Raw genomic sequence first — 13,082 nt, 5'->3', positions numbered from 1 at the left:
CATGACGACACCGCAGATCGCAACCACACCGGCCGACGACCCCGAACCGATCAAGGCGGTGCCACTGCGTCGGCCCGGCCAGTGGATCGCGGCGGTCATCATCGTCGTCCTGGCTGCTCTGTTCATCTACGGCGCGGCGACCAACGACGCCTACGGGTGGGGCACCTACGGCAACTACCTCTTCGACTCTCGGATCCTGTCGGGTGTCGGCTACACCCTCGCGCTGACGGTGCTGTCGATGACGATCGCGATCGTCCTCGGCGTCCTGCTGGCGATCATGCGCCTGAGTCCCAACCCCGTTCTGCGCGGAACGGCGTGGGTGTACCTGTGGATCTTCCGCGGCACCCCGGTCTACGTGCAGCTGGTGTTCTGGGGCCTGTTCCCGGCGATCTACAAACAGATCGACCTCGGCATCCCGTTCGTCCACCAGTTCGTCTCGCTCGACATCCAGACCCTCAACGCGGCTTTCCTTTTCGCGGTCATCGGACTCGGGCTCAACGAGGCCGCCTACATGGCCGAGATCGTGCGGGCCGGTGTGTCGTCCGTGGGTGAGGGACAGACCGAGGCCTCGGTGGCCCTGGGCATGTCGTGGTCGCAGACCATGCGTCGTACGGTCCTGCCGCAGGCGATGCGGGTGATCATCCCGCCCACCGGCAACGAACTGATCAGCATGCTCAAGACCACGAGCCTCGTGGCCGCGGTCCCGCTCACGCTCGATCTGTACGGTCGCCAGCGCGACATCTCCGGAGTGATCTTCGAGCCGATCCCACTGCTGCTCGTCGCCTCGACCTGGTACCTCGCCATCACCAGCGTCCTGATGGTCGGCCAGTTCTACGTCGAGCGGTACTACGCCAAGGGTGCGACACGGGCGCTCACCGCGCGGCAACTCAAGACGATGGCCGACGGCGCCGCCACCGCGCCGGGCGGCGCCGCGGCACCGGCCGGGGGAGAGAAATCATGACATCAGGAGATCTGTCCAACGGCACGCCGATGGTGCTCGCCGAACGTGTATGCAAGAGTTTCGGCTCGGTGCAGGTCCTCAACGGCATCTCACTGGAGGTCGCGCGTGGCGAGGTGCTGTGCCTCATCGGACCCTCGGGGTCGGGCAAGTCGACGTTCCTGCGGTGCGTCAACCATCTCGAGGTCGTCAACGCCGGGCGGCTCTATGTCGACGGTGACCTGATCGGTTACCGCGAGCGCAGCGGCAAGCTCTACGAGATGAGCGCCAAAGACGCCGCCACCCAACGCCGTGACATCGGCATGGTGTTTCAGCATTTCAACCTGTTTTCGCACCGCACAGCCCTCGAGAACGTGATCGAGGCGCCGATGCGGGTGAAGAGGCAGAAGAAGGCCGAGGCCGTCGAGAAGGCGCGGTATCTGCTGGACCGGGTCGGGTTGTCCGACCGGGCCGACGCCTACCCGGCCCAGCTGTCGGGCGGCCAGCAGCAGCGCGTCGCCATCGCCCGCGCATTGGCGATGGACCCCAAGCTCATGCTCTTCGACGAGCCGACCTCGGCGCTCGACCCCGAACTCGTCGGCGATGTCCTCAATGTGATGCGTGAGCTCGCCGCGTCGGGCATGACGATGATGGTGGTCACCCACGAGATGGGGTTCGCGCGGGAGGTCGCCGATCAGCTGGTCTTCATGGACGCCGGCGTCGTCGTCGAGAAGGGCGACCCGCGGGAGCTGCTCGCCAATCCTCAGGAGGAGCGAACCAAGGCGTTCCTGTCGAAGCTGCTCTGAGGGCCAATCACCCGGCTTTGTGACTGCAGAAGATCGCTGTTCCGGGAAAGTAGCTGCCGCGCAACGGACTCCACTGTCCCCATTCCCGGTCGAAGCCGTCCGGCCACTCCGGTTCGATGATGTCGTCGAGGATGAAGCCTGCTGCGCGCAGCTCGCGTACCCGATCGCCGATGGTGCGATGGTGCTCGACGTAGGTGAGTGCGCCGTTCGAGTCGGTCTCGGTGTATGGCGTGCGGTTGAAGTACGGGATGCGCACCGTGAGTCCCTCGGGTCCCGGATCGTCGAGGAACATCCAGCGCATCGGATGGTTCACGGCGAAAACCCAACGGCCGCCGGGCTTCAAGACGCGAGCCACCTCGGCCATCACCCCGGCCGAATCGGCGACGAACGGGATGGCGCCGAACGCCGAGCAGGCGGCGTCGAACGACTCCGGGGCGAACGGCAGTGCCTCGGCCGTGGCCTGGATCAGCGGGACGCGCACCCCCTCGGCTGCCATCGCGTCGAGGCCGATGCCGAGCATGCGACGCGACAGGTCGACGCCCACCGCGTGAGCACCGTTCGCGGCGAGCCACCGCGCGCACGGCGCCGACCCACACCCGATCTCGAGGATGTCGCGACCCGCGATCTCACCGAGTAGCCGCGCCTGCGATTCGCGCACTCCCTCCGGGCACCACACGAAGTCGCCGCCCTCGGCGTAGGTGCCGAGGAATTCGCCGTGCTCGACGTGGTAGTTGTCGGCGTCGTGGTCCCACCACCATCTGCTGGCACGGTCGCTGGTCGTGGAGTCGACGTCACCCAGGATTCGCGGGGTCCGGTTGGGTGCCGATTGCGGAGATTCCTCCTGGTTGGGGGCCATCCTGCGATGATAGGGCCATGGTCTGCCTCACACTGCTGGGCCCGGTGGACATACCGGGCAAAGCGGGTGTGCCTCGACCGCAGTTCGGCACACCGCGTCTCCGGTGTCTGCTCGCGGCGCTGGCGTTGCGTGCCAATGCGGTCGCCGACGTGGACTGGCTGGCCGAGATCCTGTGGGCCGACACTCCGCCGGCCAATCCCGAGTCGGGCGTCCACAACCTCGTCTTCCGGCTGCGCAGCACGGTGGCTCGGCGCCAGGCCGATGACCGCCTCCGAATCGTCACCACCGCACCGGGTTACACCCTCCTCGTCGACCGCGCCGAGATCGACTCGCTGCTGTTCACCGACACCGTGGGACGAGCCGCGGGCATCGTCTCGTCCGAGCCGCAGCTCTCGGTCGGAATGCTTGACGACGCCGAAAAGCTTTGGCGAGGAACGCCGTTCGGCGAGTTCTCGGATTCGGTCTGGGCTCGCGCCGAGGTGCAGGCGCTTCTCGAGCGGCGGGTCCGTGGAGCAGAAACGGCGGCTGACGCCCTGGTGGCACTCGGGCGTCCGGCCGACGCATACGAGAAACTGATTCCCTTCGTCGAGGAGCATCCGTACCGGGAGGGGTTACATCTGCGGGTGATGACTGCACTGTGGCGCATGGATCGGGCGGCGGACGCGCTCGACGCCTATCAGCGGCTCCGCCGGCGGTTGGCGACCGACATCGGCACCGATCCGGCACGGTCGGTCAGCGACCTGCACACCCGCATCCTGGCGGGGGAGACCGCCGGGCGGTCGAGGCGCTGACCGAGCACTGGGCACCCACGGCGAATTGCTCGTCCTGGACAACTCGTACTCGGGCCTCGGGCCTCGGGCCCGGCTACGTGGCGAGCTCGTAGAAACGGAAGAAGCTGAAGTCGTCGATCGGCAGGACCTCGACGCCCTGGTACCCGGCGTCGCGGGCATACTCCCGCAGCGTCGATGTGCGCAAGACCGTCCCGGTGGCCGCCGACGGCGGTGAGCTCATCGAGTCGGGGAGGCACACGAAGAGTGAGAACCCGTACATGATCTTGTCGAGATCGTCAGCAGGACCGGCGAATTCGTCTGACACCGCCTCGTCCATCACGATCATCGGAGCTCCCGGAGCCAGAGATTCGCGGACCGCGGCGAGCACCTCGACGGGGCGGGGCATGTCGTGCAGACACTCGAATGCGAACGCGGCGTCGAAGGGTCCGTGCGTGCCGGCTTCGTCCCCGTCGGCGATGAGGAACCGCACCCGGTCGGCGACACCGGCGGCGGCAGCGTTGTCCTGGGCCATCCGCACCGACGCCTCGTCGATGTCGAGGCCGACGAAGGTGGCTTCCGGGTAGGCCAGGGCGAGAGCGATGGTCGAGTAACCGGCGCCGAAACCGATGTCGGCGATCCGGGTACCTGGGCGGGAGAGCCTTGCGTGCAGATGGGCGACGCCGGCCAGCGCGGGGGCGAGCCTGGACTCGAACCACGGCCGGTTCAGCGCCGCCTGGCATTCGCGGGCGTCGGCGCCGAGTTCTTCCCAGCTGACACCGCCACCGTTCCGATAGGCGTCGAGCAACTCGGGCAGCCGGCGCATCGACGCCGCGAACATCCGCGGCAACGGACCCAGGTACGACAGGCTGGCCGAATCGGTGAGTACCTCCGCGACCCCGGCGGAGATGCCGAACCGGGCGGCATCGCCGGAGAGATCACAGTCGAGAATGCCGAAGGCGCCTTGCATCTCGAGCCACTCGCGGGCATACCGGGAGTCGGTTGCAGTCCGTCCCGCGAGGTCCTCTGCCGTCATGGGCCCGTGGTCGACGAGGCAGCGATACCAACCGAGCCGGTCACCGAGATAGACGCTCATGGTCTCCGCGGTTGCCAGGACCGAGGCGAAGAATCGTTCCGCGAACTCGTCCGCGGACTTCTGCGTTGGTTGAACAAAACTGGTCATGACCCGATGATCGGCCAGGCGCCTCTCAGATCACTCTCGCCGGCGTCCCGACCATCCCGCCGCCGAGCAGTGCGACCATCTCGGTCTGGTCCGAACGGACGAATATCGTGGCTGCTCACGCACCCCCGAACCGACACCTACCGTCACGGTGTGTTCGAAAGATGTTGCGCTGAACAGGGTTATGAACTCCGACAATACTCAGAAGGTATGGTGGCGCACCTTCGTCGGCGTGGTTTTCGGCGTGAGAGTGATCTTCGTCCATGAGATTGCGCGATGGCATGTTCTGTGCAACATTTAATTCGGCCACGTGCAGGGGGGGGACCTTTCATGGGGGGAAGTGTTCTTGCGTGGCCACGATCCCAGAGTTGGCTCTCTTTGTATTGCTAACGATCTTCGCGACCGGACGCGCCGCGATGTTGCGGGTGTGTCACGTTGTCGACGGCGAAGTGCGGATAATTTCTGGTCGACCACGAAAAAGGTTTAACCATGGGGGAAGAAAAGATTACCGACGGTGAAAAAACCGCCGTTTCCGGTATTTGGGATCATCTGTCGACGAAAACGCGTCGTCCGACGGTTTCAGTGGTGGTACCCGCGATGAATGAGGCGAGGAATCTCCCGCACGTCGCGGCCAGAATGCCACCCGACATAGACGAGATCGTCTTCGTCGATGGTCATTCGGTGGACGACACCGTGGCCGTCGGTCGTTCACTCTGGCCGGATGCTGTGCACCTGACCCAATCTCGACGAGGTAAGGGCAACGCGCTGGCCTGCGGTTTCGAGGCGGCTTCCGGTGACATCATCGTGATGATCGATGCTGACGGGAGCACGGATCCGCAAGAGATCACCCGGTACGTCGCGGCGCTCGTCGACGGTGCCGACTTCGCCAAGGGGTCGCGCTTCGTCGCCGGCGGCGGCAGCGCGGACATCACGAGGGTTCGGCGTGTCGGGAACTGGGGGCTCAACAGCATCGTCAACACGCTGTTCGAATGCCGGTTCACTGATTTGTGCTACGGCTACAACGCTTTCTGGCGTCACTGCCTCGATGTCATGCAGCTTCCCCCGACACGGGATTCGCTGCCTCATTGGGGCGATGGATTCGAGATCGAAACGCTGATCAATGTGCGCGTTGCCGTGAACGGAATGCAGATCGCGGAGGTGCACAGTTTCGAGGCCAACCGTATTCACGGCGAGAGCAATCTGAACGCGGTGAGTGACGGAATGAGGGTGCTGCGCACAATCGGTCAAGAATTCAGGCATCAGCGCAGGGCAGGCGGCATGCGGGGCGCCACCGAGGACTTGTCCGTCGTGCGCAGTGAGCTCGGTGCGCACGGCGACACAGGGTGGGTGTCACCCGGCCATGTCGGCTGAACTGGACGCCGAAGCGGGAACAGCGTCACGATACGGTGCGCAGAGAGTGCAACGCGACGCAGTTCTCGTCGCCGTTGCCTCGATCACCAATGCCGCTCTGGGAGCAGTGTTCTGGGGTTTCGCCGCGAAGTATGTGACGCCGTCCGAGCTGGGTGTGATGACGGCAGTGCTCGCCGTCATCACCGCAGTCGGCTCCGTCATCGCGACCGGAATCGGCGACGCCTACACCGCGGTGTTACCGGCGGTCGGGCGTGGTCGGCCTGCGGTGTACCGGCGTGGCCTGTGGTTGTCCTCTGTCCTGTCCCTCACCGTAGGTGGTCTCAGCGGGCTGCTGACGATCTGCGTGCTGTCGGAGGTGCGCGGGGAGTACGCCGTGGCAGTCATCATCACGATCGGCGTCTTCGCGCTGTCCGCCTACGGTCTGCAGAACGCCACGCTGATAGCGATCGGGCGGGCGAACTGGACTCCGTCGGCGAATATGGTGGTCGGCGTCGCCAAGATCGTTCTGCTGGTGGTGTTCTCGTTCACGATCGCATGGCAGAGTGTCCCGCTGGCGGTGGGTGTCGCGTCGCTGGGCATGGTCGTGATCCTGCGTCCGATGATCCGGCGGATCGTCGACGACGCAGACGGATTGCCCACGCACGGTTCGATCTCCGAGAGCACTGCGATGTCGGAGTTCCACCGGGTGGTCACCAGGACCATCGCGCTGTCCGGGCTGAATCTCGGTGTGCTCACACTCGCCCCGTTTCTCGTCACGATGTTCGCCGGACCGGATGAAGGTGCCCGTTTCGCACTCGTCTTCTCCATCGTCGCCACCCTTGACTTCATCGGCGCGTCGATGGCGGTCTCACTGGTGGTACACGCATCGAGCGAGCCCGAATCGGCTGCGGCAATGGCGAAGAAGATCCTCATCCGCGCGGGAGCGGTGACCGGACTCGGCGCCGTCGGACTGGCTGTGGTGGTTCCGCAGGCGCTTCATCTGCTGAACCCCGCGTACGGGACGGCCGAGACTCTCGCGGTTGTCATCGTCCTCTGTGCCGGATCGATCATGCGCCTGCCCTACCTCGTGTGGGCCGCCCTGCAACAGTCCCGACGCCGGCTCCGCGCGCCGCTGGTGTTCAGCGGGGCCACCGCGATTCTCCTGTTCGCGATGATGCCCGGCTTCTGCGAATCGCTCGGCGCGGTCGGTGGTGCATGGGTCATCTTGATCCATCAGGTGGTGCTCACAATCGCCGCGGGGACCTTGGTGCTGGTCACCCGTCTCAGGGGCAAATCGCACTCTCAGCACGAGGAGCTTGTTCCTCGGCACAACGGAAAGTAGCTCGATGGTCGACAACGGACAGGTGGTCCGGCGTCCGGGTCTTGCGCCGATCAGGCGAACCCAGGGAGACGGTCACGATTGGGACGGTGCAGTCTGGGTCGGACAGATCGACGCCGACCAGATCGACACCACAACAACAGAACTGCTCGACGGCGCCGGATTTCGGAGCGCGAGATTGCTGGTCTGGCGAGAGGGACGCCCCCTCGGGTTCGTCCAACTCGCGGTGGAGGACGGGGCCGTCGACGGCTCGGTTCTCCGCGAACTCGCTCACGCCCTGCCCGAGCCGCCCGCGTTGCCGCAGCCGGTCTCCCGGCCCGGCGTGTCGGTGGTGATCTGCACCCGGGATCGGCCGGAGCATCTCGGCCGCCTGCTGGCAAGCCTCGCCACACTCGACTACCCCGAGTTCGAGGTCATCGTCGTGGACAACAATCCTGCGAGTGGGCTGACGCCACCGGTCGTCGACGACTTTCCGACGCTGTCGGTCCGGGTGGTCGATGCAGTCGGCCAAGGACTTTCGATAGCCCGGAACGTCGGAGTCCGCACTGCCGGCCACGACCTCATCGCGTTCACCGACGACGATGTGGTCATCGACCCGAACTGGCTGTCCCGCCTCGTGATCGGTTTCGAGCGCGACGACGCAGTCGCCTGCGTGTGCGGGATGGTGCCCTCGGCAGAGGTGATGACCCCGTCGCAGGCCTATTTCGATTCCAGGGTGGGTTGGGCGCAGCGATGGGAACCTGCCCTCTTCGGCATGACCGAACACGCGGTAGACGATGGCCTCTTCCCGCTGCGGGTGTCCGAGTTCGGTACCGGCGCGAACTTCGCGGTGCGCAAGGACACCGTGATCGGACTCGGCGGGTTCGACGAGGCGTTGGGTGCGGGGTCGGCGGCGGGCGGCGGTGAGGACATCGACATCTTCGTTCGAGTCCTGCTCGCCGGCCGTCTGCTGGCGAGAGAGCCGTCGGCGATCGTGTGGCACAGCCATCGCGAGACCGTCGCCGAACTCGAGAAGCAGATGTACAACTACGGCGTCGGGCTGAGCGCGGTGATCTGCAAGATGCTCGTCCATCCACGGACCGCGGTGCTGGTGGCGAAGCGACTTGTCGGGGGAGTCCGTCATCTCGGCGCGACCACCGAGGTCGTACACGGGCCCGCGGTTGCTGCCGAGCCTGCATTGACCGAACTGCGCCGTCGAGAGTTGGCCGGGGTCATGCGCGGGCCGTGGGAACTCCTGAAAGGTAGGCTCGCGGGCCGCGTCGGGTCTCCGCTCAAGGTGACGCCAGGTCTGCGCGGCGTACTCGACTTCCGCCGAGGCCAGATGTGGGGCGACGAGGGCAACACCATCCTGGCGGGTCGACTCGCCACCGCATCCGTATGGCTGGGGCTCATCGGGTGCCTCGCAGCCCCGACCGTTCTGCCGGCCCTCTTGCAGGTGACCGCCGTGACCGCCTTTGTCCTGTCGGGCCCCGGGAGTCTGTTGATGTCGTTCGGTCAGTTGCCCCTGTACGCACGTCTGTCGCTCATCCCGGTACTCGGCCTCGCGGTCTGCATCATCGCGACAACAGGTCTGTTGATGGCAGGTTTCTGGCATCCGTCGATCGTTCTGGCGCTGCTGGGATCGGCGACGATGATCGGTGGTCTCGGTCGCGGTGTCTTCCTCGCCTCCACGGTGGAACGCACATGACGATCGCGGAGGCAACCCACGGGACCCCGGTGTCGCAGGGGGGTGGGTTGGATCATCGGCGGCGATCACCCGAGCGGTCGCAGGTCGCTCCGGCGGTCCCGTGGTGGCGTCGTCCGGTGGTGCCCTGGGTCGTCCTCGCCCTGTGTCTCGCGTCGTTCGTGTACGGCGTGAGGTCCGTTTCGGCCTCCCCGTTCAACGAGTACGGGTTGCTTGCCGGTGCATCACCGCTGTACGCCGTGTCGATCGTGCTCGCCGGGATCGGATTCGGAGTTGCGCTGCGACAGAGTGATTCGGTTGCCGCGTGGGCCGCGATCGGCGCGATGATCGTGTGCCAGCGGCTTCCGCGCGCGCTGTCCACCGAGGCCCCGATGTACTCGTGGACCTACAAGCATCTCGGCGTCGTCGACCACATTGCGCACAGTGGCTCCCTCGCAAAGGGAGTGGACATCTACAACGGTTGGCCCGGACTCTTCGCGGTCACCGCGTGGTTCGGCGACCTCACGGGTGTCGCTCCCATCGGCATCGCACACTGGTTCACACCCGTCTACAACGTCGCCCTTGCCGCACTCGTCTTCGCGGCGGCCCGCGCGTGGCGCCTCACGCGGGACCAGAGCCTGGCGGCGACGTTCCTCGTGGTGACCCTGAACTGGGTCGAACAGGACTATTTCGCGCCGCAGGCGATCGGGCTGTTGCTCACGGTCGGCATGCTCACGCCGATCGGTCTGTCCCGCGGCCGGTCGGCCGGCACCCTGTCGATCCTGGTCCTCTTCGCGGCCCTCACGATCACCCACCAGCTCACCCCTTACTGGGTCCTGGGGGCATGCGTCCTGCTCGTCCTCGGCCGCACCGTGAAGCCGTGGTGGATGCTGCCGCTGATGGTCGTGATCCTCGGCGGTTCCCTGTTGTACAACTTCGACATCGTGTCCGGTTACACGCTGTTCTCCAGCGACGTCGCAGGCAACGCGAGTACCAACGGAGCCGGGCATCCCGGGATGCCCGGTCAGATCTTCTCGAGTTCGGTGATGCGTGCCCTCACGATCTCGCTGTGGTGCTCCACGGCATTCGTTCTGCTGCTGAGATGGCGCCGAAAGGAACCGTACTGGGCGCTCGGTGTCGTCGCCCTGAGCCCGATTCTCATCCTCGGCGGGCAGAGCTACGGGGGTGAGGCGGTGTTCCGGGTCTTTCTCTACTCGCTCCCCGGTTGTGCGTTCGTCCTTGCTCCCGTTCTCGTCGCCGGACTCCGAGCCGGCCGGAAGCGGTTCGTCGCGACGTTCGCCGCGCTCCTCGCGGGCACCGCGATGGCAGCGCAGGCAGCCACCGCCAACTGGTACACCAGCCAGATCAGCGCTGCGCAGGTCACGGCCTCCGGGGATGTGCTCGCGGGCAACGTGTTCCCCGCATTCGTGACGCCGCTGGTCCCGGTCTGGCCGGAGCGGAGCACGGGTGACTACGTGCGCTTCGCCGAGTTCACCCACGCATTCGACAACGCCTTGATGTTCCAGCCGGGCCTCCTCGGGCGGGACTTCGCCACCGAATCGGACTACCAGCGATTGATGGCCGTGATAGCGGATCGGAACCGACCGACCTACCTCGTGCTGTCGGACACGATGCGTGCGTTCGGCGCCTACTTCGGTCTGTTCCCCGCCGAGTCGGTCACCAATCTGAGGCGCCACCTGGCCAGTGACCCGAGGTGGGACGTCGTCGTCGAAGAAACCGGCGCGTGGGTCTACCTGTACCGAAATGAGATGAGATGAGGTCGACTATGTCGAAAAACCCAGCACTGCAACGACGTGACCGCCCCTGGGTCGGCTCGGTGCTCAGCTTGCTGCTCGGACCGGTCGACCTCCCACCGCTGGATGACGTGCGCGCCGCGCTCGTGCGCGTGGCCGCGGAGAACCCGCACGCCCGGCTGGGTTGGCAGCTGGATCGTGTCGCCATGCGCTGGGTGCCGGGTGAGCCGACCGACGCCATGGTCACCGAAGGTGAACCGTGGCCCGAGGGCACCGATCTCGGCGATGTCGTCGACGCCCTGGTCGCCGACGCCGACGATCAGATGCCTCTGCAGTTCGTCCGATTTCCCAACCACCTCGGCATGGTCGTCTGCCACGCACTCAGCGACGGCCGCAGCAACGGCGCCATCATGGAAGCGGTGGCGGCGGCGGCGTCCACCGGGGATTACGCCCCGATCGCATCCCACCCGTCAGGACGGATGCCGATGCTGTCGGCCGCCTGGGCGACGTTCGGACGCGATCCCAAGCGGTTCAGAGCGGCTTTCGCCGACCGGCCGGACCGGTCGGGTCCGCCGACCGCCGGGGTGATGGTGCCGTGGCAGCCATCGCGGAAGACCTTGTACGCGAGCCTCGACGGGGCACTGCGCGACGAGACGGTGGCCACGGTCAAGGCGACCGCGGGCAAGGTCAGCAACTTCGCTGTCGTCGCCATCGCCGTCATCCGGGCACTGCAGGGGGCAGGCGTCGAGGTGTCGCCGGTGTCGAACGTGGTCGTCGACCTGCGGACCTACCTCGACGGGGAGTGGATCAACGGCAACTTCCTGGGCGCGCTCCCGATCCGTATCGACGAGGACACGACGATCCTCGAGGTGTCGCAGCGAATCCGCTCGGGTATGCGATCAGCGCGACCGCTTGCCGGTGCGCTGCTCTCGTCGGCGCGTACCGGCAGCCGCCGTCACCGTCCCACGATTCCCACGTCGGTCGACCCCACCGCGCCCGCCGTGGTGGCCTTCTCCGACGTCGGGATGCGCACCAACATCCCGTTCTCCGACGCCGGAAACCCCGTGTACGCCTCCAGTAACGAACCCGACGGTCCGAACGGGGTGACGATCGTCGCGCTGCACACGAAGGATGCGAGTCTGCTGTCGGTGTCCTTCCACGACAACGTCATCGACGCCGGTCGCGTCGACGCGGCGCTGAAGGCGCTCACGCACGACTTCCGCCGGTTGGTGTTCGGTGAGGAAGCGTCATGATCCGGGTGCTCGCGGTCTCGGCGTCGAGGGAGGTGACGGGCGCCGAACAGAGCCTGCTCAACTTCGCGCCACTCCTGTCGGGATCCGGTGTACACCTGGCACTGGCGGCGCCCGGTGGGGGAGGTTTCGAAAAGCGTTGGCGAGAAGAGGGATTGGAGTTCCGTCAGCTGGATCCGGCGCCACGCCGGGGCCTGCGGTCCACCGACGGGCAGCAACTGCACGGCCCCGCCGAGCTGATCGGACTGCTGTGGCGCACGGTGCAGGCCATCGTTCGGCTCGTCCGGGTGGTGGGTGACGCCGAGGCCGATGTGATCCACTCCAATCTGCTCATGACCCACCTGGACTGCGCTGTCGCCGGCAGGCTGACCCGGACGAGGTCGGTGCTCGAACTCCACGAGATCGTCGCCCCCGGTATCGGGCGGTTCGCTCTCGGAGTGGCGGTTCGACTGTCCGACACGACGATCGCGATCAGTGGGGTCTCGCGCAACCAGGTGCCGCCGTGGGCGCGCGGCAAGGTCGTGGTGATCCCGCAATGTGTCGACGCCGGACGATTCGGTGGTGACACGTCGGGAAGCGAGTGGCGCGAGCGACTGGCGGCGTGCCCGGAGTACCCGGTCGTCGCGGCTGTGGGCCGCATCGATCCGGAGAAGGGACTGCACGTCCTGCTGGACGCGGTGGCCCGAGTGCGGGCGAACGGTCTTCCGCTGCAACTGGCGCTGGTGGGTTCCCCGGGGACCAGCGACGGCCGGTACATGACGGAACTCGCCAGGACCGGCGACGAGCTCCTGGGTGACGCGCTCCGGATGGTGCCTCATGTGGACGACGTGTCCGGCGTGCTCGGTGCCGTCGACGTGCTCGCCTGCCCGTCCTTCGAGGAGCCGTTCGGGATGATCCTGCTCGAGGCGCAGCTGTGCGGGACCCCCGTCGTCGCCTGCCGATCAGGTGGTCCCGCAGAGTTCATCGACGACGAGGAGACCGGGATCCTGGTCGCGCCCGGCGATGCAGGTGAGCTCGCGGACGCGCTCCTGAGGCTGCTCGGCGACGACGATCTGCGCGAGCAGATGGCCAGGGCCGGGGCGGAACGGGTCCGCGGCGAGTACATCGCGCCGGTTCGCGCGGGGCGTATCGCATCCCTGTACTCCCGCATCGCGGCGGCGTAAGGCATGCTCCGCGCAGG

At 66.5% G+C, this 13,082-nt stretch carries 11 protein-coding genes; 9 read left to right on the top strand and 2 right to left on the bottom strand.

Features of this window, described 5'->3' with window-relative positions; translation table 11 throughout:
• Nucleotide 1 precedes the first annotated feature (1 nt).
• On the top strand, nucleotides 2-961 hold the full coding sequence (locus H1R19_RS13880; RefSeq protein ID WP_188327954.1) for an amino acid ABC transporter permease: 960 nt from the start codon (nucleotides 2-4) through the stop codon (nucleotides 959-961).
• On the top strand, nucleotides 958-1,743 hold the full coding sequence (locus tag H1R19_RS13875) for an amino acid ABC transporter ATP-binding protein (RefSeq protein WP_280527220.1): 786 nt from the start codon (nucleotides 958-960) through the stop codon (nucleotides 1,741-1,743). The genes H1R19_RS13880 and H1R19_RS13875 overlap by 4 nt, the downstream gene beginning before the upstream one ends.
• Before the next feature lie 7 nt (nucleotides 1,744-1,750).
• Here H1R19_RS13875 and H1R19_RS13870 read toward each other — a convergent pair whose 3' ends face one another.
• Nucleotides 1,751-2,599, bottom strand: a complete 849-nt coding sequence (locus H1R19_RS13870; RefSeq protein WP_188327955.1) for a class I SAM-dependent methyltransferase — start codon at nucleotides 2,597-2,599, stop codon at nucleotides 1,751-1,753.
• Nucleotides 2,600-2,616: 17 nt separating this feature from the next.
• Between H1R19_RS13870 and H1R19_RS13865 the strand changes: the two genes are divergently transcribed.
• Complete coding sequence (locus H1R19_RS13865; protein WP_188327956.1) at nucleotides 2,617-3,390, top strand: AfsR/SARP family transcriptional regulator; 774 nt, start codon at nucleotides 2,617-2,619, stop codon at nucleotides 3,388-3,390.
• A 73-nt stretch (nucleotides 3,391-3,463) separates the two neighbouring features.
• Here H1R19_RS13865 and H1R19_RS13860 read toward each other — a convergent pair whose 3' ends face one another.
• The gene (locus H1R19_RS13860; RefSeq protein WP_219849331.1) at nucleotides 3,464-4,549 is read right to left on the bottom strand and encodes a class I SAM-dependent methyltransferase; all 1,086 of its coding nucleotides are present in this window, start codon (nucleotides 4,547-4,549) and stop codon (nucleotides 3,464-3,466) included.
• A 486-nt stretch (nucleotides 4,550-5,035) separates the two neighbouring features.
• On the opposite strand from H1R19_RS13860, the gene H1R19_RS13855 reads away from it, so the two are divergent.
• Genes H1R19_RS13855 through H1R19_RS13830 form a run of 6 tightly spaced genes read left to right on the top strand, consistent with a single transcriptional unit; the run spans nucleotide 5,036 to nucleotide 13,065 of the window.
• Complete coding sequence (locus H1R19_RS13855; protein WP_188327958.1) at nucleotides 5,036-5,917, top strand: glycosyltransferase family 2 protein; 882 nt, start codon at nucleotides 5,036-5,038, stop codon at nucleotides 5,915-5,917.
• A gap of 46 nt (nucleotides 5,918-5,963) precedes the next feature.
• Entirely contained in the window at nucleotides 5,964-7,238 is a 1,275-nt protein-coding gene (locus H1R19_RS13850; protein ID WP_244970707.1) for a lipopolysaccharide biosynthesis protein, read from the top strand.
• A gap of 4 nt (nucleotides 7,239-7,242) precedes the next feature.
• Complete coding sequence (locus tag H1R19_RS13845) at nucleotides 7,243-8,922, top strand: glycosyltransferase family 2 protein (RefSeq protein ID WP_219849329.1); 1,680 nt, start codon at nucleotides 7,243-7,245, stop codon at nucleotides 8,920-8,922.
• A complete protein-coding gene (locus tag H1R19_RS13840; RefSeq protein ID WP_244970706.1) occupies nucleotides 8,919-10,676 on the top strand; it encodes a hypothetical protein in 1,758 nt (585 codons plus the stop codon). Before H1R19_RS13845 ends, H1R19_RS13840 begins: the two co-directional genes overlap by 4 nt.
• Before the next feature lie 8 nt (nucleotides 10,677-10,684).
• Nucleotides 10,685-11,905, top strand: coding sequence for a hypothetical protein (locus H1R19_RS13835; RefSeq protein ID WP_244970705.1), 1,221 nt, complete (start codon nucleotides 10,685-10,687; stop codon nucleotides 11,903-11,905).
• Nucleotides 11,902-13,065 (top strand): glycosyltransferase family 4 protein, encoded by a 1,164-nt coding sequence (locus tag H1R19_RS13830; RefSeq protein WP_219849327.1) that lies wholly within the window; start codon nucleotides 11,902-11,904, stop codon nucleotides 13,063-13,065. The genes H1R19_RS13835 and H1R19_RS13830 overlap by 4 nt, the downstream gene beginning before the upstream one ends.
• Nucleotides 13,066-13,082: the final 17 nt, after the last annotated feature.

The sequence above is a fragment of the Gordonia jinghuaiqii genome (genome assembly GCF_014041935.1).
GTDB lineage: Bacteria > Actinomycetota > Actinomycetes > Mycobacteriales > Mycobacteriaceae > Gordonia > Gordonia jinghuaiqii.
Note: the sequence above shows the minus strand (reverse complement) of the source record. Positions and strands in the feature narration are given on the sequence as shown.

Coding starts and splice junctions, on each gene's coding strand:
- H1R19_RS13880 (WP_188327954.1), top strand. CDS start 2: ATGACGACACCGCAGATCGCAACCACACCGGCCGACGACCCCGAACCG.
- H1R19_RS13875 (WP_280527220.1), top strand. CDS start 958: ATGACATCAGGAGATCTGTCCAACGGCACGCCGATGGTGCTCGCCGAA.
- H1R19_RS13870 (WP_188327955.1), bottom strand. CDS start 2,599: ATGGCCCCCAACCAGGAGGAATCTCCGCAATCGGCACCCAACCGGACC.
- H1R19_RS13865 (WP_188327956.1), top strand. CDS start 2,617: ATGGTCTGCCTCACACTGCTGGGCCCGGTGGACATACCGGGCAAAGCG.
- H1R19_RS13860 (WP_219849331.1), bottom strand. CDS start 4,549: ATGACCAGTTTTGTTCAACCAACGCAGAAGTCCGCGGACGAGTTCGCG.
- H1R19_RS13855 (WP_188327958.1), top strand. CDS start 5,036: ATGGGGGAAGAAAAGATTACCGACGGTGAAAAAACCGCCGTTTCCGGT.
- H1R19_RS13845 (WP_219849329.1), top strand. CDS start 7,243: ATGGTCGACAACGGACAGGTGGTCCGGCGTCCGGGTCTTGCGCCGATC.
- H1R19_RS13840 (WP_244970706.1), top strand. CDS start 8,919: ATGACGATCGCGGAGGCAACCCACGGGACCCCGGTGTCGCAGGGGGGT.
- H1R19_RS13835 (WP_244970705.1), top strand. CDS start 10,685: ATGTCGAAAAACCCAGCACTGCAACGACGTGACCGCCCCTGGGTCGGC.
- H1R19_RS13830 (WP_219849327.1), top strand. CDS start 11,902: ATGATCCGGGTGCTCGCGGTCTCGGCGTCGAGGGAGGTGACGGGCGCC.